The 20603-nt window shown below is 65.4% G+C and carries 13 protein-coding genes and 1 riboswitch; of the genes, 2 read left to right on the forward strand and 11 right to left on the reverse strand.

Features of this window, described 5'->3' with window-relative positions:
* Positions 1–63: 63 nt before the first annotated feature.
* The 6 genes from IPQ13_05135 to IPQ13_05160 all read right to left on the reverse strand — a co-directional run bounded on the left by IPQ13_05135 (position 64) and on the right by IPQ13_05160 (position 6695).
* On the reverse strand, positions 64–360 hold the full coding sequence (locus IPQ13_05135; protein ID MBL0210283.1) for a (2Fe-2S)-binding protein: 297 nt from the start codon (positions 358–360) through the stop codon (positions 64–66).
* On the reverse strand, positions 357–2201 hold the full coding sequence (locus IPQ13_05140; protein ID MBL0210284.1) for a bifunctional homocysteine S-methyltransferase/methylenetetrahydrofolate reductase: 1845 nt from the start codon (positions 2199–2201) through the stop codon (positions 357–359). Before IPQ13_05140 ends, IPQ13_05135 begins: the two co-directional genes overlap by 4 nt.
* 66 nt (positions 2202–2267) lie before the next feature.
* Positions 2268–3068, reverse strand: a complete 801-nt coding sequence (locus IPQ13_05145) for an SDR family oxidoreductase (protein MBL0210285.1) — start codon at positions 3066–3068, stop codon at positions 2268–2270.
* Positions 3065–4438 carry an aspartate kinase gene (locus tag IPQ13_05150; GenBank protein ID MBL0210286.1) on the reverse strand — a complete coding sequence of 458 codons (1374 nt, stop codon included), beginning with the start codon at positions 4436–4438 and terminating at the stop codon, positions 3065–3067. The genes IPQ13_05145 and IPQ13_05150 overlap by 4 nt, the downstream gene beginning before the upstream one ends.
* On the reverse strand, positions 4438–5385 hold the full coding sequence (locus IPQ13_05155; protein MBL0210287.1) for an alpha/beta fold hydrolase: 948 nt from the start codon (positions 5383–5385) through the stop codon (positions 4438–4440). The genes IPQ13_05150 and IPQ13_05155 overlap by 1 nt, the downstream gene beginning before the upstream one ends.
* Positions 5382–6695: an O-acetylhomoserine aminocarboxypropyltransferase/cysteine synthase gene (locus IPQ13_05160; protein ID MBL0210288.1), complete on the reverse strand. Its 1314-nt coding sequence runs from the start codon at positions 6693–6695 to the stop codon at positions 5382–5384. The genes IPQ13_05155 and IPQ13_05160 overlap by 4 nt, the downstream gene beginning before the upstream one ends.
* 220 nt (positions 6696–6915) lie before the next feature.
* Positions 6916–7022: riboswitch (SAM riboswitch) on the reverse strand.
* 739 nt (positions 7023–7761) lie between these two features.
* Between IPQ13_05160 and IPQ13_05165 the strand changes: the two genes are divergently transcribed.
* Complete coding sequence (locus IPQ13_05165; protein ID MBL0210289.1) at positions 7762–9597, forward strand: hypothetical protein; 1836 nt, start codon at positions 7762–7764, stop codon at positions 9595–9597.
* A gap of 136 nt (positions 9598–9733) precedes the next feature.
* Here the strand turns inward: IPQ13_05165 and IPQ13_05170 are convergent, their stop codons facing one another.
* Positions 9734–10693: an alpha-ketoacid dehydrogenase subunit beta gene (locus tag IPQ13_05170; GenBank protein ID MBL0210290.1), complete on the reverse strand. Its 960-nt coding sequence runs from the start codon at positions 10691–10693 to the stop codon at positions 9734–9736.
* 64 nt (positions 10694–10757) lie between these two features.
* Between IPQ13_05170 and IPQ13_05175 the strand changes: the two genes are divergently transcribed.
* The gene (locus tag IPQ13_05175) at positions 10758–12446 is read left to right on the forward strand and encodes a DNA repair protein RecN (GenBank protein ID MBL0210291.1); all 1689 of its coding nucleotides are present in this window, start codon (positions 10758–10760) and stop codon (positions 12444–12446) included.
* Here the strand turns inward: IPQ13_05175 and IPQ13_05180 are convergent.
* From IPQ13_05180 to IPQ13_05195, 4 genes are all read right to left on the reverse strand, one after another.
* Positions 12443–13780 (reverse strand): hypothetical protein, encoded by a 1338-nt coding sequence (locus IPQ13_05180; GenBank protein MBL0210292.1) that lies wholly within the window; start codon positions 13778–13780, stop codon positions 12443–12445. The genes IPQ13_05175 and IPQ13_05180 overlap by 4 nt on opposite strands.
* 4 nt (positions 13781–13784) lie before the next feature.
* A complete protein-coding gene (locus IPQ13_05185) occupies positions 13785–14465 on the reverse strand; it encodes a response regulator transcription factor (protein MBL0210293.1) in 681 nt (226 codons plus the stop codon).
* Positions 14466–14546: 81 nt separating this feature from the next.
* Complete coding sequence (locus IPQ13_05190; protein MBL0210294.1) at positions 14547–17555, reverse strand: M4 family metallopeptidase; 3009 nt, start codon at positions 17553–17555, stop codon at positions 14547–14549.
* A gap of 257 nt (positions 17556–17812) precedes the next feature.
* Entirely contained in the window at positions 17813–20539 is a 2727-nt protein-coding gene (locus tag IPQ13_05195; GenBank protein MBL0210295.1) for a M4 family metallopeptidase, read from the reverse strand.
* Positions 20540–20603 lie beyond the last annotated feature (64 nt).

Here is a 20603-nt window from a genome sequence, read left to right on the forward strand (position 1 = left end):
CGCAGTATCTGTGTTTATCCGTGTTCATCTGTGGTTCCATTCTTTATCCGTGCCAATCCGTGGCTAAAGCCCCAGGTAGTCCACTTCGATATCGCCCAGCACGTTGACCTGGCAGGCCAGGCGTTCATCCCCGGAGACGCAGAGGCCCAGAAGAAAATCCCGTTCCTCGGTGCCCATGTCCGAGCAGTGCTCCAGGCCCTTGGCGACGCGGATGCGGCAGGTGCCGCAGGAGCCGTTGCGGCAGCCGAAGGTGATGTCGGCCTCCGAGGCGTCGGCGATGGCTTGGAGCGAAGTCCCCACGGGCGCCTGCACCAGCAGGTCCTCCAGCAGAAAATGCACGGTGGCCGTGTCCCCGCTCATTTCAAGAGCCCTTCCAGCAGTTCGATCTGGCCGAGGGGCGCGGAAAGCTGGAGTCCCTGCACCGCCGGGCGCACGGCCGCGATGAGCTCCCGGGCGATATCCAGGCCCACCTTCAACTGGTCCTCGGCGGAATCGAAGCGGCTGATGCGCGCAAGAATTGCATCCGGGACGAAAACGCCCGGCACCTCGTTGGCCATGAACTGGGCATTGCGCAGGCTCTTCAGGGGCCAGATGCCGGCGATGACCGGAATCTTGAACGGCGCCGCGAATTCCAGGAACCGGAACAGGGATTCCGGATCGAAAATCGGCTGGGTGATGGCCCATTCGGCGCCCGCCTCGACCTTGTACCGGAAGCGGCTCTGCTCCCGCTCCACATCGACGGCCACCGGATTGGCACCCACGCCGATGCTGAAGGCCGTGGGCTCGCCGATGCTCGATCCGCCCAGGTCCTGGCCGCTGTTGAGGCGCGACAGCATGTTCACCAGCCCGATGGAGTCGATGTCGAACACGGCCGTAGCCTGGGGGTAGGGGCCGAGTTTCGGGGGATCGCCCGTCACCGCGAGCATATTCCGCAGGCCGAGCCCCGCCGCGCCCAGCAGGTCGCTTTGCATCCCTAGGAGATTGCGGTCCCGGCAGGCGTAGTGGAGCACCGTTTCCAGGCCCACCCGCTGCTCGATCAGGAGCGCCGTCGCCAGCGCGCTCATGCGGGCCATGGCCCGGGGGCCATCGGGGACATTGATGGCATCGGCGCCCAGGGCCTTGGCTTTCCGGGCTTTCTCCAGCAGCTTGTCCGCGCTGGTGCCTTTGGGCGGGACCAGTTCCACCGTGGTGACGAATTCGCCCTTGGCGAGCTTGGCCGAGAAACCGCTGCGCTGCTCGAAAGGAAGCGTCGTCGATGGAGCCGCCACATCCTTCTGCACCACCTCCGGCCGCCCGTGGTCGAAGGCTTCGGCCTGCCGCATGGCGCCGCGCATGGCCCGGGTATGGGCGGGGGTGGTGCCGCTGCAGCCGCCCACGGCGATAGCGCCCAGCGAGAGCGCCTGCCGCGCGAACTCGCCCAGGTATTCCGGGCTCGCCATGTAGAGCAGCCGGCCGTCCACCTGCCGCGGCAGGCCGGCGGACGGATTCAGGATGATGGGCGCGTCCGTCGCGGCCCGGAACCGCTTCAACAGATCCAGGATGGGCGCCGGCCCGTTGCCGCCGTTCACGCCCACCAGGTCCGCCCCCCAATCCCGCAGCTTCTGGATGTACCACTCCGGTTCGGTGCCGTAGAGCGTGGCGCCCTCGTCGTTGGGCGTCATCATGGCGGCGATGGGCAGATCAGACACTTCGTGGATGGCGAGGATCGCCTGCTGGATCTCGTTCAGGTCCGCGAAGGACTCCAGCACGAAGAGGTCCACGCCGCCGGCCTGCAGGGCCTTCGCCTGCTCCGCGAAAAAAGCGCGGGCTTCTTCAAAGGAGGTCGGCCCCCAGGGCTCGATGCGCAGGCCCAGGGGCCCGATACAACCCGCCACGAAGCCTTGGCCGTGGCTGCTGCCCGTCTGTTCCAACGCCTTGCGGGCCAGCTCCGCGCCCACGCGGTTGATCTCCGCCAGTTTCTCCGCGAAGCCGTAGCCGCTGAGTTTCACCCGGTTGGCGGCCCAGGTGTTGGTGGTGAGCACATCGGCGCCGGCGCCGCGGAACTGCTCGTGGACCGTCCGCACAAGATCCGGCGTGGCGAGGTTGGCTTCGTCGAAGGACCGGTTGATGAAGATGCCTTTTTCGAACAGCACCGTGGGCACGGAACCATCAAAAAGAAAGCGATGCCCGCTGTTCAGGGCGTGGCGGAAGGAGAGGGTCATGCGCGCTTCCCGGGAAAGGAGACCTTCAGCGTGACGCCACCGCCCGGAACGTCAAGGCATGGCGCGTTATCCACAAAGCACCGTGCCGCCGTTGACGTTCAGGACCTCGCCATTGATGGAGGCCGCCCAGTCGCTCAGCAGGAAGGCGATGGGGCCTGCGATGTCCTGGGCTTCGGGGATGTGGCCCAAAGGAAAGTTGCCTTCGATGCGTTTGCGCGCGGACGGCGCGGCCCGCAGTGCCGGGGCCGAAAGATCCGTATCCACCCAGCCCGGTGCCACGACATTCACCCGGATGCCGCTGGAGCCCAATTCTGGCGCCAGGGACTTCACCAGGGAGATGACCGCGCCCTTGGTGGCCGCGTAGGCGCCAAACCCCGCCTCGCCTCGCTGGCCGGCCGTGGAGCTGATGAGCACGATGCTGCCGCCGCCGCTGCGTTTCAGCGCCGGAATGACGGCGGCGTTCCAGAGGATGAGGCCCCGCAGATTGGTCTCCAGCACTTCATCCAGGAGCCGGAGTTCCGGTGCCTCCGCGGGGGTGGGCAGCCAGACCCCGGCGTTTCCGACGAAGGCGTCGATGCCGCCCCAGGCCTCCTCCACCGCTCGTACCGTGGTTTCGGCGTCTTCGGCGCGGCGTTGGTCCGAACGCAGGGCCAGGATCTCCCGGCCCTCGGTGCGCAGGCTCCGGACCAGGGCTTCCGCCGCTTCTTCCTGCTCCCGGTAGGTGAAGGCGACGCTGGCGCCCAGGCTCGAGAGCAACCGCACCGCAGCCGCGCCGATGCCCCGGCTGCCGCCGGTGATGAGGATGCGCTTGCCGCTGAGGTTCAGCGGGTTCGTGATTTCCGGGAGCGTCGATGGAAGGCTGTTCATGCGGACTCCTTGCATAGTTCGAAATGTTCGATCCAAAGATGGTGCAGCCGGGGGACTAGGTCCAGCAGTCGTTCCTGCGGAACCAGGAAAGCCAGCGAGATGGGCGAGGCACCGCTGAAGACGCCGCCGATGCGGTCGAGCTGGAAGGGCGCGAGAAGGCGCAGGGCCGCGTCCGGCGTGGCCCGCAAGCCTTCGCCCACCAGGGCGACCAGCGCCCAGTCCCGTTCCACGCTGAAGCCATCCTCGCCCAGGTTGGCCAGGATGGCGTCGCAGCGCGGGCCCTCCGGCCGCACCACCAGGACGGTGCCCTCTGGTCCCGCGAGCAAGGCGAACCGGGTGGAGCCTGCTTCGCGCAACTCCGATTCCAGTTGGAGGGTCCGCGCCAGGTCTTCCTCGGGCGGCAGGCGGATCATCGCCAGGTCTTCCTTGTAGGCCACCGAAAGCACCGACCCCGGTTCCCGCCAGGGTGCGTCCACGGTGATGGTCGTCCGTGCAGCATCCGGACCTTCAGCGCGATGCGTATTGGCGACCACCAGGGGAATGCGGGCCCGGGCCATGGGCGCTAGGCAACCAGCATGGAGCACCTTGGCGCCGAAGCTCGACAACGCCTGGGCCTCGGCGATGCTCATGCGCGGAATCCGGCGGGCGTTGGCAACGAGGCTGGGATCGGCGCTGAGCACGCCGTCCACATCGGTCCAGATCTGGACCTCCGAGGCCTCCAGGGCCTCGCCGAACAGGCTCGCCGAGGTGTCCGAACCGCCGCGCCCCAGCGTGGTGGTGGAGCCGTCCGGGCCGGTGCCGATGAAGCCCTGGGTGACGAGCAGTTCGCCTTGCTGGAGGCGGGATTTCCAGGCGGCAGCCGCGGTCCGGATAGCGCCAGGTCGCGGCGCCGCGCGGCCATGCCGGCCGTCGGTCTTGATCACGTCTCTTGCCTCGGCGAAGGAGGCCTTCAGCCCCGACGCGCGCAACGCCGCCTCGGCCAGGCGCGCCGACAGGGATTCACCGATGGCCAGGGCTGCATCCCTGGTCCTGGGCCGCGCTTCGCACAATGCGCCCACACCTTCCAGCAGACCCCATAGCCGGCCAAATAGAGGCGTCCAGGTTGCTTCGATACCCGGGAGCAGGCCCAGGTCGCGGGCCACGCTCTCGTGATGGATCCGCAGCGGATGGATGGTGGATTTGGCCTCGGGCAGGTCGCCATCAGCCGCAAGGCGGAGGGCATGCAGGATGCGGTCGGTGGTGCCGCAAAGCGCCGACACCACCACCAGGCCGCCATCGGGGATTTCAGAACGGACGATGGAAGCGACGCGCAACAGGGCTTCGGCGCTGCCCACGCTCGTCCCGCCGAATTTCAATACCTTCAGGCCCATCACGCGGCTCCTTTCAACACGTCGCGGAGCCATGCGGAAACCTGGTCCCATTCGATGAGAAAGGCGTCGTGGCCATGTGCGCTTTGGATCCATTTCAAACTGCCCAAAGTTCCGGCCGCTGCGGCCGCGTCGGCCAGTTCCTGGATCCGGGGTGCCGTGAAGAGCTGGTCGCCGCTGAGTCCCAGGACATGCAGCGGCGCCCTCAGCTCTTTCAACGCGGGCACCAGGCCTCCGCGCCCGCGCCCGATGTCGTGGGCGTCCATGGCGGATAGCAGCGCGAGGTAGCTGGCCCGCGTGAAGCGCGCTGCCAGGACTTCGCCATGATGGCGCAGCCAATCTAGAATCTGGAGCTTGGACTCGAACCGTGAATTGATGCCTTCAGGAGCGCGGAAGGTGAGCATGGCGGCGTGCCGCGCCAGGGCGATGGCCTGATCGTCTGGAAGATCGCTGTTAAGGATGGCCCGTTGGATTTGATGGGTGCCCCAGATCCAGGCATCGCTGCATCCGCCGCAGCCGATGGCCGCCACGGTATTGAATCGCTCCGGCGCCAGCAGCGCCAGTTCCAGCGCCACCATGCCCCCGAGACTGCCGCCCACCAAGGCATCAAAGGTCAGGTGTTCCGCTTCGAGCCAGCGCGCCAGGGCCGCGGCCTGGTCCCGGGGCGTGATGCGCGGAAAATCGCGCACGCTATCGGGCCCGGTGCTGCCGTAGCAGGAGCCGAGGAGATTAGGCGCCCAGACCGTGCAGACCGCAGGATCCAGTGGCGCGCCGGGATGGAAAAGCGGATCCCACCAGCCCTTCTCCCCCTCGGGCTGCGGGCCGCCAGTCAGGGCGTGGAGCACCAATACCTTCACGGGCCCGGTGCCGATGCGGCGATGGGCGATATGGAAGGTGAGGGGCTGGCCGTTTTCCAGAACCAGGGTGTCAGACTCCAACGTCGTGCTCACGGATGCACCTCCGCCAGGGCGAAGTCCAGATCATCTCGAAGATCCTGGATGTGCTCCAGGCCCACGCTCAGCCGGATGAGATCCTCCGTGACGCCGGTGGTGGCGCGCTCGCTGGGGCTCAATTGCGCATGGGTAGTGCTGGCGGGATGGATGATGAGCGACTTGGCGTCGCCGATGTTGGCGAGCCGGGAGAAGAGCTGCACCTTGTTGATGACGGTCTTGCCCGCGTCCAACCCGCCCTTCACGCCGAAGGTCAGGATGCCGCCGAAACCCGCGCCGGGCCTGAAGTAGCGCTTGGCCGCCCCGTGGCTTTCATGGTCCTCGAGGCCGGGATAGTTCACCCAGGCGACCTTGGGATGATTCTGCAGCCACCGGGCCAGCGCCAAGGCGTTGCGGCCGTGGGCCTCGAGCCGCAGGGGCAGCGTCTCCAATCCCTGGATCAGCAGGAAGGCGTTGAAGGGGGAGATGGCCGGGCCCGTATCCCGCAGGCCTTCGATGCGGGCCTTGGTGATAAAGGCCGCGGGACCGGCGAGATCATGGAGCTTGGCGCCGTGGTAGCTGGGATTGGGCTCCGTGAATTCCGGGAACTTGCCATTGGCCCAGTTGAATTTTCCGCCATCCACGATGACGCCGCCGATGGCGGTGCCGTGGCCGCCGATGAATTTCGTCGCGCTGTGCACCACGATATGTGCCCCGTGCTGGAGCGGCTGCAGCAGGTAGGGCGTGGGGATGGTGTTGTCCACGATCAGCGGGATGCCCGCGTCTTCTGCGATGCGGCCCAGCACTTCGAATTCCGGGATATCGAGCTTGGGATTGCCCACGGCTTCGATATAGATGGCCTTGGTATTTGCTTGAATGGCCGCACGGAAGGCCTCCACATCGCGGCTGTCTACGAAGGTGGTGGTGATGCCATTTCGCGGCAGCGTGTTGTGCAGCAGGTTGTAGGTGCCGCCGTAGAGGTTGTTGCCCGCCACGATGTGATCGCCGGTCCTCAATAAGGTTTGGAAGGCCAGCGTGATGGCGGCTTGCCCCGAGGCCACCGCCAGTGCGCCGATGCCGCCTTCGAGTTGCGCCAGCCGCGTCTCCAGCACCGCCTGGGTCGGGTTCATGATGCGCGTGTAGATGTTGCCGGGCACTTCCAGGTTGAAGAGTTGCGCCCCGTGTTCGGCGGAATCGAAGACGTAGCTCGTGGTCTGGTAGATGGGCACCGCCCGGGACTTGGTGTCCCCGTCCGGCGTGTGGCCCCCATGGAGAGCCAGAGTTGCGAAGCGGTACTCGGTCGTGCGGTTTTCAGTGGTGGTGTCGCTCATGGCGGACTCCGTGTAAGGCTTCGCCAACCCCGTCGGCGAGGAGATTGTGTGCGCCCTTGTCATCCGCGGATGCGGATCCTCTGGGCACGGCGAGGGAGCCCCTCGTCAGTCCGCTGCGAGATACAGAATTGAAGGGGCCCGAATGTACGCGAAGCGAACTTCGCATGCATCGGGCCCCTTCAAAGCGTGTGTGATCGTCCTTGAGTCAGTTCACATCAGCTCATCATCTTTCCGGTTGTTAACCGGTGGGAATTGGCACCACGACTGCGTTTGCAGCAGGTTGCCAAGGTTTCATAGGGCCCGTCCCTCCACCTTTCTGGATATCGCGCTATGGAACTGACAAAGATCTCGTGAAGAAACAAATGTAGGATTTCCGGCCAGATCAAGCAAGAGGAAATTCGACCGGATCAGGTTTATTGGAGTTGCAGGAAACATCAACACAGGCAGAACACGGACATCAGAGGGAAAACTGGAAGAGGATGCAGTGACCGGCGCCAAATTGCGAAATGAAGTTTGAAAAATGACTACCCACACCTGGAAACAGAATTTGGAGATGGCCTTCCTTTTCCAGGGGATACCGCGGGCCTGGGATGAACTGGGGCTACACCGGCAGGTCGTATGGAAGCGGAACAGCGAAGTTCGGTGGGTGGATAGAGTGCAATCCCTTGCTTGTTTAGGTCTCAAAAATGCATAAGTTGAGGTTGTCATCCTCAAGAACGGGGTTGGTATGGGGTTCGTGGTTCGCGCTCGTGTGGGTATCGCATCCTTGCTCAAGGTGCGTCTGCCTGTGGGGACCATCCAAGTCCGCAGGGGTGTCAACCACTTGTTTGTGGGGGCTCATCTCTATTGCATATGGCTCCTCGCCGCCTGCGGTGGAGGCGGGGGCAACCCTCAGCCGCCTCCGCCTCCGCCTGTGCCAGCGGCGATGACCTCAAATTCTGGCAGCGCCCAGGTGGCCTTGGTCGGTGCCACGGTCGCGATCGCACCGTCAGTCCTGGTGACAAACACGAACGGAGGCCCGGCCGCAGGTGTCACCGTTACGTTCGCAGTCGCCTCAGGCGGCGGCTTGATCACCGGTGCGGTCCAGCAGACCAGCGCAGCCGGCATCGCCACAGTGGGAAGCTGGACTCTCAGCACGACGCCCGGCACCAACACATTGACCGCCACGGCCCCTGGACTTACCGGCTCGCCCGTCACCTTCACGGCGACCGCGGTAGCGGCGATCGTGACGGTCACCAACGCGACCGACGTTGTCAATGGCGACGTCGCGACCCCACTAAGGCTCATGGCAGCCCCAGGCCCCGATGGAATCTCACTGCGTGAGGCGCTGTTGGCGCTCAACTCAGTACCGCCGGCCTTCGACATCACTTTCTCGCCAAGCCTTGCCGGGCAAAGCATCGGGCTGAAGTCGATCCTTCCACCGATTGTTCGTGATGGCACCCGCATCCTCGGAGTGCCTGCCACAGACGGATCCCCCGGAGTGACGCTGGATTCCGCCGCGATCACGGAATGTTGTGCCGTCGCTACGATCAACATCAAGGCCTCGCACGTGACAATCTCCGGGCTCCGGTTCGTGAACGTGGGGCTGCTCGGATCGAACGACGCGATCGACGTGCAGGCGGAAAAGGGAGCGACCAATGTGGCGGCCCCGCTCACGATCACCGACGTCCGCATCGAGAATAACGTTTTCGACAACCGGCCCATCGACTTGCGCGCCTATGCGATCCGCCTCGGCCACACCCAGGATCCCAATCCCCCTTTCGGCACCCGGGTCGAGCGGGTGACCATCACCGGCAATACCTTCAATCATTTCCAGAATGATGCAACTACCGTCCACCTGGAGGAGGGGGGCACCTCGGGCACGCTTGAAACCACGACTATCTCCGACAACACCTTCATCGATTGCCGATTCGCCGTGGAGCTGGTCATTCCCAAGGGCTCCAACAATCGGATCGCACATACACTGATCCGCGGAAACTCCTTTTCCGGCCCGGGCCAACCGATCAGCGTCGGAACATCACCGGCCTCAACCAACACAGGGAACGTCATCGACAACACGCTGATCACGGGCAATACGTTCACATCCAGCGAACACGGAGCCCTTCACATGACCAGCGGCTACCAGGGCGCTATAGGCAGCGCCAGCGGCAGCACCATCTCCAACACTTGGTTTGTCAACAACGCGGTCACGAACAGCCACTGGGGAGTAATTCTCTGGGGAGGGACCGACGGGGCCACTGGCAACCAGATTTCCACGACCGTCATCTCCGGGAACCGTTTCACGGCCTGTGATCGAGCGCTTGAACTGGCCGGCGGTCTCCGGGCGAACGGCAACACGGTCTCGGACACCTTATTCCAGAACAACATCATCAGCCAGGGGTTGATCGGGGTGTACATCGCGGGGGGCAGCGAGGGCACTGGCAATGGAGTGGACGGGGTGCGTGTCATCAACAACACGTTCTACGGCGCCCAGGAAGGCGGAGTAAAGGTACAGGTCGACGACCTTGCCACGGGAAACAGCGTCACCGGGCTCGATATCCTCAATTGCATCTTCTGGGCGCCCAACGCGCCGCCCGATTCAGACTTCACCGGCGACATGGCTCCGGCAAGCGTGTCGTTTACCCTCACAGGACAGGCGGGCTACTCCGGGCTCAACAACAACCTCTTCGGTGATCCACTATTCGCGGCGGCGACCGCGGGGGATTTCCATCTGCTGTCGGGAAGTCCGGCCATCGACCGAGGCACAGCGACCGGCGCTCCGACGACGGACTTTGCCTGCTTCCCCAGGAGTGGCGCTCCGGACCTCGGGGCCCTGGAATACGGTTCCACCGGGAACCTGTGCACCGGAACGGTTCCTGCATCGCACGATGCCAAGCGTCATGGACATCGACCTACCCGGTGACACGAATTTCGACCACCTGCGGATGCGAGTTCGATGAGTAACCCGTAGCAGAGGACATCCTCATGGGTCGAAGCTAGGTCGGCTGAGGTTTCATGCGTCGGGGTGAAGCAGGTGGTGCAGGAGTCACCCTTCCCGCTCAGTAAGCCATTAATGTCCCCACTGTTGCCCGGATCTTCTCGATGCTTGGCAGGAATTCCGCCTCCAGGCCCGGTGCCGCGGGCGTGGGCGTGTCCGCGCTGCCAAGACGCATGACGGGCGCGTCCAGCCATGGGAAACAAAGCTCTGACACATGGGCGGCGATCTCCGTGCCCGGTCCGTAGGTTCGCTGGGCTTCGGTGAGCACCAGGATGCGATGGGTGCGTTTGGCGATGGCTTCGATGGCCTGGAGATCCAGCGGGGCCAGCGTCCGCAAATCCATGACGGCTACATCCAGATCGGCCACGGCTTCCAGGGCGCGGTGCTGCATGGCGCCGTAGGTGAGGATGGCGGCCTGGGCTCCGTCCTTGCGTATCGCTGCCTCGCCAAGACGCGCCATGGGCGCGGTTTCCCAGGAGTCTTTCAGGCGGCGATACAAGTATTTGTGTTCGAAGAAAAGCACCGGATCGGGGTCCTCGATGCTGGCCCGCAGCAGCGCGTAGGCGTCTTTGACGGTGCCTGGCGCCACGACTTTGAGACCCGGACTGCCGAGGAAATGGTGTTCGGGGTTCTGGCTGTGGTAGGGCCCGCCGCTGACGCCCGCGCCAGCGGGTCCGCGAAACACAACCGGGCAGGGTTGTCCCCAGCGCCAGGAGGTCATGGCCGCAAAATTGCAGATGAGGTCCGAGGCCAGCAGCGCGAAATCCATGAACTGGAACTCCGCCACGGGGCGCTGACCCATCAGGGCCGCGCCGATGGCGGAACCCGCGATGGCCTGCTCGGCGATGGGCGTGTCGATCATGCGGCCCGCGCCGAACCGCTCGAACAACCCTGCGGTGGCCTGGAAGGCGCCGCCGTAGGCTCCGACATCCTCGCCCAGGCAGAACACGCGGGCATCGGCCTCCATGGCGTCGTGGAGGGCAAGGTTGATGGCTTCTAGGTAGGTGCCGCTGAACACCATTTCAGAATCGCTACCTCCGGCTCGCTTGGCCAGTCTGAATGCGGAATAACGGTATCCTTGTGCCATGTTGTCTTCGCTTCGCATCAAGAATTTGGCCCTGGTGGAAGATCTATCGCTGGACCTCGCTTCGGGGTTCACGGTGCTCACGGGGGAGACCGGCGCGGGGAAATCGCTGCTGGTGGACGCGCTGGCGTTGCTGGTGGGCGCCCGGGGCGACGCGGACACCGTGCGCCGCGAAGCGGACCGCGCGATGGTGGAAGGCGTGGTGGAGGAGAACGGCGCGGATTGGCTGAAATTTTTGAACGAGCACGGCCTGCCGGAAGAGCATCCCGTGGTGCTGCGCCGGGAAGTCAATGCCGCCGGGCGTTCCCGGGCCTGGATCAATGGCGCGCCCTGCTCCCTGGCGGACATGAAGGAGGCCGGCCGCATCTGGATGCGCCTCACCAGCCAGCACGACCACCAATCCCTACTGGGGGAAGACCGGCATCTTGTATTGCTCGATGAGGTCCTGGGCATCGAGGCGAAACTGGATGGCGAAGTCGCTGCTGTGCGCGAAGCCGAGGGCGCGCTGAAAGCCCGGAGGCGCAGCGAAGCCGACCGGGCCCGCCGCTTGGAACAACTTTCGGACCACCTTTCGGAGCTGTCGGCCCTCGCGCCCAAACCCGGCGAGTGGGCGCAACTCCGCGCCGATCGGGAACCCCTGCGGCATGGCGTTCAATTGGAAGCAGCCTTCCGTGAAGCCGCCGACAGTTTGCGCATCGTCATCCCCGAGGCCGAGACCGCAAGCCGCGCCGTGGCCCGGGCGGCGATGGTGATGCCCGCGGCGCAGGATCAACTGGACCGCCTGCGCTCCCTGCTGCTGGAGCTGGAGGACCTTCAGGCCCTGGCCCAGGATCAGGCGGTCCATTTCGCGGAGCGGGGCGCCGATGCCCTGGATGCGCTGGAGACGAGGCTCGCGGCCTATGAAAAACAGGCGCGGCGCCATCACTGCGAACCCGAGGACCTCGCTAAAAAAGCGGAAGAACTGCGGGAAGAACAACGGCTCTTGTTGGGCGGCGAAGCCAGCATCGAGGAGTTGGAGCAGGCCTTGAAGCGCGCCGCGGAAGGCTATCGGAGCAAGGCTGAATCCCTCCACCAGCTCCGCGCCGGCGCCCTGGCGAAGCTGGAAGCCGAGGTGCACCGCCGGCTCGCGCAGCTGGGCATGAAGGGCGCGCGCGTGCAGGTTCGGCTCTCGCTGTCAGAGGACCCGGGGAGCCCCGTTCTCCAGCAGGGCATCGCCGTGCGCGTGGCCCCGCAGGGATTCAGCCAGGTGGCCTTCTGGATCGAATCCAATCCCGGCGAGGGGTTCCGGCCGCTCGCGAAGATCGCCTCGGGCGGCGAGCTGAGCCGATTGATGCTGTCGCTGCTGGGCGCGGGCATCGCGCTGCGCAAGGGGAACGGCGCCCCTGCCTTGACGCTGGTGCTCGATGAAGTGGATGCCGGCATCGGCGGCGAAACCGCGCTGGAAGTGGGCGCGGCCATCCAGGCGCTGGGAGTGCGGCACCAGGTTCTCGCCGTCACGCATCTGGCCCAGGTCGCCTCCCGTGCAGACCACCACGGCCTTCTGAAAAAATCCACCGAAGACGGCCGCACGCGCAGCGAGCTCGCCTGGGTGGATGGCGACCTGAAGCTCCGCGAATTGGCGCGGCTGCTCTCCGGCCACCCCGATCGTCCTGAAGCCCTGGAGCATGCGCGCGTGTTGGTGTCGGATTAATCCGGCAACCAGAGGCTCGCTTCCGCGCCACCGCCGGGCAGATTTTCCACGTGCAGCCTGCCCCCATGCAATTGCGCGATGCCTTTGGTGATGGCTAGGCCCATTCCCAGGCCTGGACCCCTTGGCCCCGGGCCCCGGACCCAGCGCTCGCCGAGGCGCGCCAGCACTTCGGGGGGCAATCCGTCGCCGCTATCCCGGATGAATAGCTGAATCCCCGAAGGGGCAGGTCTTGCGCCCAGGAGGATGCTGCCGCCCGCGGGCGTGTGGCGCAGGGCGTTGGCGGTGAGGTTGTGGAGCGCTCGCTTGAGCAGAGGCCCGTCCCCGCGAGTCTCCAGGCCCGCAGCCACTTCCATGCGGAGGCTGATCCTCGACTCATCGGCCTCGGCCTCGAAAAAATCGGCGACGCTTTGCAAAAGCGCGGGCAGGTCCACCGGTTTCCTTTCGATCACCGTGGATGGGTCTTCGCTGCGGGCCAGAAACAGCATCTGTTCGATGAGCCGCGCCAGGCGGTCGCATTCCTCCAGCACGGAACCCAGGGCTTCCCGGGAGGCATCCGCATCCTCCGGGCCCAGCAACAGCGCCTCCACCTCGGCCCTGAGGTTCTGCAAGGGCGTGCGCAGTTCGTGGGCCAGCTCGGAGGCCATGTGCCCCAACCGGTCGAAGGCTTCCTGGAGCCTGGCCAAGGTGCCGTTGATCTTCTCCACCAGCTCGCCCAATTCTTCCGGGAACTGCTCGCTATGGAGGCGCCGGTCCAGGCGGGTGGGGTCGATGTCTTCCGCCTCGGCGGCGATCAGGTGCAGCGGACGCAGGCCCCGCATGGCGACCCAGCGGCCCAGCAGCGCCGCCAGCAGGGCCGCAAGGCCGATGGCGATCCCCAGGGTGCGGCGGAATCCGGCCACCAGTATTTGTTCGTGGCTCCGATCCATGGCCAGTTGCAGCGTGCCTTCAGGAATGGCGCGGACCAGGATCGAGAAGACCTCGCCATTGGAGGCCCTGGTTTCCATCGGGGTTGGCGCTTCGGCCGGCCAGGACAGGGCGGGAAGTTTTTCCATCCCCGCGCTTTGGGCCAGCACATGGCCTTCCGCGTCCAACAGCCGCCAGTCAGCCTTTTCCGGCCGCCGGTTGGGATCCCCGGCCTGGAGCCTCCGTGCGGCGCCGCGGCGGGAAAGCGCCTCGGCCTGGGCTTCCATGACCATCGCATCTTCGGATTCGAAGCTGCGCCGCAGGGCCATGTCCATGAAGACGGCCAGGAGGCCCACCACCGCCAGGGTGGCCAGAGCGAAGCTCACCTGGAGGCGCCGGAGCAGCGAACCGCTGTGGGGTCGGCGGTTCATCGGCTCACGCGTCCGGGGCTTCCAGCACGATTCCGACGCCCCGCAAAGTGCGGATGAGTTTGGTTTCGAAGGGATCGTCAAGTTTCTTCCGGAGGCGCAGCACCTGCACATCCACGCTGTTGCCATCCACGGTGGTGCTCAGGCCCCAGACCGCCTGGATGATCTGGTTGCGGGAAACCACCTCGCCCTGGTGGTTCAGCAGCAGGGTCGCCAGGGCGTATTCCTTCGGCGTGAGGTCGATGCGCTTTCCCATGCGGCTGATGCGGCGGCTGGAAGGCTCCCAGAGCAGGTCGGCGACCTGGACGCGCTGGGCGTTCAGTGTCTGGCCGCCGCGGCGCAGGAGGGCCCGGAGCCGGGCCACGACCTCGGGCAGGGAATAGGGCTTCACCAGGTAGTCGTCGCCGCCCTCATTGAGTCCATTGATCCGGTCTTCGGTGGCGTCCTTGGCCGACAGGAAGAGCACCGGCGTCGCGACACCCGAACTCCGGAGCTGGTGGACCATCTCCAGCCCGCTCATCCCTGGCAGCATCACATCGAGCACCAGGGCATCAAAACCGCGCTGTCCGCAGGCGAGGAGCCCCTGTTCCGCCGACGCGCAGGCCTCGACTTCAAAGCCCGAGTCCCGCAGGCCCCGCTCCAGGTGGTGAGCGGTCTTGGGTTCGTCTTCGACCACGAGGATGCGCATGGTCTGAGTTTACGAAGGGGGCGCTCCCGCACAAACGAAAAAGGCCGCCCTCGCGGGCGGCCCTTTCGTCGTTCAGATCCCTCAGCGGGTCACAGTGAGGTTGTAGGGCGTGGTGGTGCTGGATCCTTTGTAGCGCTTGACGGCCACATAGACCGTGGTGGCGGTGGCGCCATTGGTCCAGGAGACGTTCTCCGTGGTGGTGGAGCCCGTGCCGCTGGCTAGCTGCGTGCCCGCCGCATTGTAGAAGTACAGGTCGTAGTCGTAGGCGGTGCCCGTCGGTCCGGTCATCTTCACGTTCAAGGTCCGGCTCGCGCCAACGTTCACCTTGAAGTAGTCGTTGTCCGTGGAGCTGCCGATGTAGCCGACGACCTTGGTGGCGGCGTCGGGCACCGCGTTGGCCGCGGCGATGGAGTTGTTGGCTTCCACTTCGTTGTAGGTGACCGAGGGCGGAGGCGTCACATAGCTCAGGGCCAGGTTGTAGGGCGTGGCGCTGGTGCCGCTGTAGACATACACGTTGGCGTAGACCGTGACGGCCGAGGCGCCGGCATTGGTGTAGCTCACGCTTTCCGTGGCGGTGGAGCCGGTGCTGCTGGCGAGGTTGGTCCCGGCGCTGTTCTTCAAGGCGAGATCCCAGTCAACGCCGGTGGGACCCGTCATGTTGATGGTGATCTTCTGGCCGGCCGCGAGGGTCAACGCGAAGAAGTCGGGGTTGCCCGTCGCCGCATGGTTGCCCTTGATGGCGGTGTAGGTCGAAGCGACGGCATTGGCGGCCGCGATGGTGTCGTTGGGCTCCACCTCGTTGAAGGTGGTGCCCGGGGGCACGCTGGTGACGGTCAGGGTGGCGTTGGTGGAAGTGGCGCTGCCGGCGCTGTTGGAGACCACCACCGAGAAGGTGGAGCCGTTGTCGGATGCGACGGTGGCAGGGGTGGTGTAGCTCGCGGAGGTGGCGCCGGTGATGGCGGTGCCGTTCTTGCGCCACTGGTAGGTCATGGGCGCCGTGCCGGTGGCGGTGACGCTGAAGGTGGCCGTGGCGCCGACGGTGACGCTCCTGCTGGCGGGCTGGCTGGTGATCGCTGGAGCCGTGGGCGTGGAGTTGACGGTGAGCACGGCATTGTTCGAGGTCGCGCTGCCGGCGCTGTTGGAGACGACGACGGAGAAGGTGCTGCCGTTGTCCGAGGAAACGGTGGCAGGGGTGGTATAGGCGGCGGAAGTGGCGCCGGTGATGGCGGTGCCGTTCTTGCGCCACTGGTAGGTCATGGGCGCCGTGCCGGTGGCAGTGACGCTGAAGGAGGCGGTGGCGCCGGCCGCGACGGTCACGCTGGCGGGCTGGGAGGTGATGGCCGGGGCCGTGGCCGAGCCGGACCAGGCAGCGCCGACGTTGATGCCGTGGAAGGCGTTCCACACGGCCTGTTCCGCTGCCGAACCGGCCCCGTAGAGTTCCTGCGCCGAGGCGATGGCGCCTGCGCGGGCGGCGGCGTAGTTGGAGCTGGCGGTGAGCTTGGTGGTCAGCGTGCGGTACCAGATGCGCGCGGCCTTGTCGTTGCCGATGCCGGCCATGCCGCTGGGCAGGAGGGGAGTGCTGGTGTCGCCGGTGGTCGTGGCGCCGCGCGCCATGAAGTAGAAGCAGCGGTTCATCGGGCCGGAGCTGTAGTGCACATCCAGGCCGCCGGTCGTGCTGCTCCAGGCGTCGGGGCTGGAGCCGTCGAGGCTGGGCTTGTGCATGTACCGCAAGGCCTGGCCCGGGTGGCCCCAGCTGTTCTCGAACATGGTGTAGTTCGCGGTGACCGCGCCGCTGCCGGTGGCGTCCGGCACGGTGGTTCCGGTGCCGCCGCCGCCCAGGACATAGAATTCCACGCAGGTGCCGAAGATGTCCGAGTTGGATTCGTTCAGGCCGCCGGATTCGCCGGAGTAGGTCAGATTCGCGGTGGTGGCGCAGACGCCGTGGGTCATTTCGTGGCCCGCGGTATCGAGGTCCGCTTCGCCGTAGGAGCCGCTGGGAGGATTGCCGTCGCCGTAGGTCATGCAGAAGCAGCTGTCCTGCCAGAAGGCGTTGTCGTAGTTGCTGCTGTAGTGCATGCGGTTGAAGGTGGCCTTGCCCGTGTTGTCGATGCCGTTGCGGCCGAAGACGTTCTTGAAGAAGTCCCAGGTGGCCTGCAGGCCGCGGTGGGCGTCCACGGCGGCGGTCTGGCCGGTGGGGCCCGTGGTGGAGGTGGTGGTGCCGGAACCGTAGGCGTTGCCATCGCCCCAGGCGTTGTCCGCGTCGGTGTAGATGGTGCCGTTGCCGGAGGTGCCGTGGTTCATGTTCGTGGTGATGTTGTTGCCATAGGTGCCGCCGGTGCCGCGGGTCATGTCGCGCATCTCAAAGCCCGAGGCGGTGCTGTTGGTGTTGAGGGCGACCGTGCCGTACCACTGGGACACACCGGTTCCATTGGCGGCCGAGGTGTGGAGGGAATTCCAGGTCTCGATGATCTCGCCCGTGTGCGCGTTGATCAGGTAGTCCTGGCTGCGGGTCTCTTCCGTGCCGTTGAGGAGCACCGCGTGGACGTGGTAGGCCAGCTGGTACCGGACCACCTGCCGTTCCAGATCCGTGGCATCGATGTCAGCCTCGCGCTTGGAGCGCGCGCGGGCGGAAAGCACGTTGACCGACTGGGGGTAGACCACCAGTTCGATGGTGGGCTCTTCGGTATAGGGCCCCTTGGGCGCCAGATGCGCATGGGCCACCGCGAGGGCTTCGCGGGAATCCAGGGATGGCATCGTGTTGAGGTTGATATTCCGGAGCAGCGCGTTGGTCATCGGCAGTTCGCGGCCATTGGCATCCGTATGCGTGATGGCCTGGCCGCCCCAGACCCGCAGGCCGTTGTAGGACTGCTGGAAGTGTGCATGCACTTGGCCCAGCTCATCGCCGATGTGGTTCCTCATCGTGAAGCTGTGCTGGTCGTCCAGCCCCAGCTCAAGGCGCTTGGAGGCCAGGACGCTGGCGGAACGCTCCGCAGCCCTGCGCGCCTGCGCTTGTTCGGGAACGGCGGCGATCGAAGGAAGGGCCACCAGCGCTGAGGCAAGGATGGAAAGGATTCGGGTACGGCGTTGCATTGCCACTCCTGAAAGAGGATGGATCCGGGAAACGGCGGACCTCGGCAGCCAGACAACTGGAGAAGTCCTGCGAAAAAGCTGTGCAAGGAACGGGGAAGCGATATCCAGGCTCTCGCCTTTCCCAGGCCCGTCAAAGTTAAGCTTTGTGAAGTTTTGTTAAAATTTGTGAAGGGCAGGGGAAGCCAATTCCATCTCCGCGCCGGAAATCAAAAAGGCCGCCCGGAGGCGGCCTTTTTGATGGAAGTTTCCCTCGGGCTTTAGCGGCTCAGGGCGAGGTTGTAGGGGGTCGTGGTGGTGAAGGCGCCCGCGTAGCCGATGACCTTGATGTAGTAGGTCGCGGTGGTGGTGCCGGTGTTGGTCTGGGTCACGGACTCGGTGGCGGTGCTGCCGAGGCTGCTCTTCAGGGTGGTGCCTGCGCTGTTGAGCAGGTACAGGTCGTAGTCCTTGGCGGGTCCCGTCATGTTGACGACCAGCGTGCGGCCTGCGCCGACGGTGATCTTGAAGAAGTCCTTGTCCGTGGAGGTGCTGATGTAGGCCTTGATGGCGGTGGCGGTGGTGGGCACGACATTCGCGGTGCCGGTGGTGCCGTTGCTCTCGACCTCGTTGTAGGTGGTGGGCGGCGGCGTGGTGTTGCTGACGCTGAAGGAGACCGCCGTGGAAGAACCGATGTTGCCGGCGGCGTCGTAGGCCTTGGCCACCAAGGAATGCGTGCCGTTGGTCAGGGTCGTGGAATCCAGCGTCATGCTGTAGGGCGAGGTGGTGTCCGTGCCCTTGAGGGCGCCGTCAACGTAGAACTCGACCTTGGTGACGCCGACGTTATCAGTCGCGGTGGCATTGAAGGTGATGGTGCCGCTGGTGCCGGTCTCGGTGGCCGAAGCCGTGGGCGCCTGGGTGTCGGCGGGCGGAGGCGGCGTGCCGCCGGTATACGTCAGCGCGAGGTTGTAGGGCGTGGCGTTGGTCCCGCTGTAGATGTAGACGTTCGGGTAGACCGTGATGGCCGTGGTGCCGCTGTTGGTGTAGCTGAGGTTCTCAGTGGCGGTGCTGCCCTGGGAAATGCCGAGCTGGGTGCCGGCGGAATTCATCAGCTTGAGGTCCCAATCCACGCCGCTGGGGCCGGTCATGGCGATGGCGACGTTTTCACCCGGGTTCAGGGTCAGGCCGAAGAAATCCGTGTCGCCGGTGGCGGAAAGATTGCCCTGGATGGCCGTGTAGGTGTGGGCCACGGCGTTGGCGGCGGCGATGCTGTTGTTGGCTTCAACTTCCGTGAAGGTGTTGGCGGGAGGAGGCGGCGGCGGAGGCGCGCTGCCCCAGGCCGCGCCCACGTTGATGCCGTGGAAAGCGTTCCAGACGGCCTGCTCTTCAGCGGAGCCGGCGCCGTAGAGATCGATCGCGGCGTTGATGTAGGCCGTGCGGGCCGCAGCGTAATTGGTGCTGGAGGTCATGTAGGTCGCGAGGGCCCGGAAGGCGATGCGGGCCGCGTGATCGTTGCCGATGCCGGTCATGCCGCTGGGCAGGTAAGTCGTGGAGGTGTTGCCGGTCGTGGTGGCGCCCTGGCTCAGGAAGTAGAAGGCGCGGTTGGAGGGACCCGAGCTGTAGTGCACATCGAGGTTGCCGACGGTGGAAGACCATGCGTCGGGGGAGGAACCATCCAGGCTGGGCTTGTACATGTAGCGCAGCGGCGTGGCCGAGAGCTGCTCGCCGATGGTCCAGTTGCCGCCGGTGGCGGGAACCGTCGTGGCGCCGGGGGTGGTGCGGTAGAACTCCACCATGGTGCCGTGGATGTCGGAATTGGCTTCGTTGAGGCCGCCGGACTCGCCGCTGTAGGTGAGGTTCGCGGTGGTGGCGCAGACGCCGTGGCTCATCTCGTGGCCGGCGACATCCATGGAGGTCAGGGTGGTGAAGCTGCTGCCGTCGCCGAAGGTCATGCAGAAGCAGGCGTCGGACCAGAAGGCGTTGTCATAGCTGTTGCTGTAGTGGACGCGGATGTAGGAGGCCTTGCCAGTGCCGTCGATGCCGTTGCGGCCGAGCACCTTCTTGAAATAGTCCCAGGTGGACATGATCCCGAAATGGGCGTCGACCGCTGCGGTCTGGCCATTGGCGGCGGTGGTGGAGGAACCTTCGACGTAGTTGGCGCCGTCGCCCCAGGAGTTCGTGGTGTTCGAGTAGACGGTGCCGTTGCCGGTGGTGGCGTGGTTCAGGTTGGTGACCACGTTGTTGCCGAAGGTGCCGCCGGTGCCGCGCGTCATGTCGCGCAGTTCGAAGCCGGAGGCCGTGCTGTTGGTGTCGAGGCTCACGGTGCCGCTGTACTGGGAATTGCCCGAGCCGACGGCGGCGGTGGTGTGGAGGTCATCCCACTGCTTCAGGATGCGGCCCGAGTGGGCGTCGATCATGTAGTCGCGGTGGATCGTCTCCGTCGTGCCGTTCTCCAGGGCGACGTGGACGTGGTAGGCCAGCAGATTCCGGACGACCGTGCGGACGACATCCTCGGCGTTCAAGTCCAGGTCTGCGACGCGGGTGCGGCCCGGACGGCGGAGATCCACGGACATCGGATAGATCACCAGTTCAGCGGTGGGTTCCGTGGCGTAGGGGCCCATGGGATTCAGGTTGTGGTGGGCAATGGCCAGCGCTTCGTTGGAGCCCAGGGTCGGGTTCACATTGACGCGGACCTTTTCCTTGTGGTTCGTGGTGATCCCGATGATGTCGCCTTCGGGGCCGGAATGCGCGATGAGATCGCCGCCCCAGACCTTGACGCCGTTGTAGAGCTTGTCGAAGCGCGTGTGGGTGCGGTCGAGATCATTGACGTCCTTCTGGATGGACCGCATCGCAAAGGCGTGGTCCGCATCCAGTCCCAACTGGGCCCGCTGGGCCATCAGGTGGTTGGTGGCGCGCTGCGCGACGACGGTCTGCGGCACGGCAGCGAGAAGTGCGCCCGAGGCCAGGGCGGCGGTGAGGATGGAAACTGCGAGACGGCCTTTCGTTGCCATGGGCAACTCCTTAAAAAGAAGGAAGGTTTAGGCCCCGGCTGCGGTCCGCTTCTTTCTCAAAGCG

This window comes from Holophagaceae bacterium (genome assembly GCA_016720465.1).
GTDB lineage: Bacteria > Acidobacteriota > Holophagae > Holophagales > Holophagaceae > JANXPB01.

What these genes read in the sequence shown, in the direction of transcription:
- IPQ13_05140 (MBL0210284.1), bottom strand. Translation starts at nt 2,201, where the DNA reads ATGACCCTCTCCTTCCGCCACGCCCTGAACAGCGGGCATCGCTTTCTT.
- IPQ13_05170 (MBL0210290.1), bottom strand. Translation starts at nt 10,693, where the DNA reads ATGGTGTTCAGCGGCACCTACCTAGAAGCCATCAACCTTGCCCTCCAC.
- IPQ13_05175 (MBL0210291.1), top strand. Translation starts at nt 10,758, where the DNA reads ATGTTGTCTTCGCTTCGCATCAAGAATTTGGCCCTGGTGGAAGATCTA.
- IPQ13_05135 (MBL0210283.1), bottom strand. Translation starts at nt 360, where the DNA reads ATGAGCGGGGACACGGCCACCGTGCATTTTCTGCTGGAGGACCTGCTG.
- IPQ13_05190 (MBL0210294.1), bottom strand. Translation starts at nt 17,555, where the DNA reads ATGCAACGCCGTACCCGAATCCTTTCCATCCTTGCCTCAGCGCTGGTG.
- IPQ13_05185 (MBL0210293.1), bottom strand. Translation starts at nt 14,465, where the DNA reads ATGCGCATCCTCGTGGTCGAAGACGAACCCAAGACCGCTCACCACCTG.
- IPQ13_05150 (MBL0210286.1), bottom strand. Translation starts at nt 4,438, where the DNA reads ATGGGCCTGAAGGTATTGAAATTCGGCGGGACGAGCGTGGGCAGCGCC.
- IPQ13_05195 (MBL0210295.1), bottom strand. Translation starts at nt 20,539, where the DNA reads ATGGCAACGAAAGGCCGTCTCGCAGTTTCCATCCTCACCGCCGCCCTG.
- IPQ13_05160 (MBL0210288.1), bottom strand. Translation starts at nt 6,695, where the DNA reads ATGAGCGACACCACCACTGAAAACCGCACGACCGAGTACCGCTTCGCA.
- IPQ13_05145 (MBL0210285.1), bottom strand. Translation starts at nt 3,068, where the DNA reads ATGAACAGCCTTCCATCGACGCTCCCGGAAATCACGAACCCGCTGAAC.
- IPQ13_05180 (MBL0210292.1), bottom strand. Translation starts at nt 13,780, where the DNA reads ATGAACCGCCGACCCCACAGCGGTTCGCTGCTCCGGCGCCTCCAGGTG.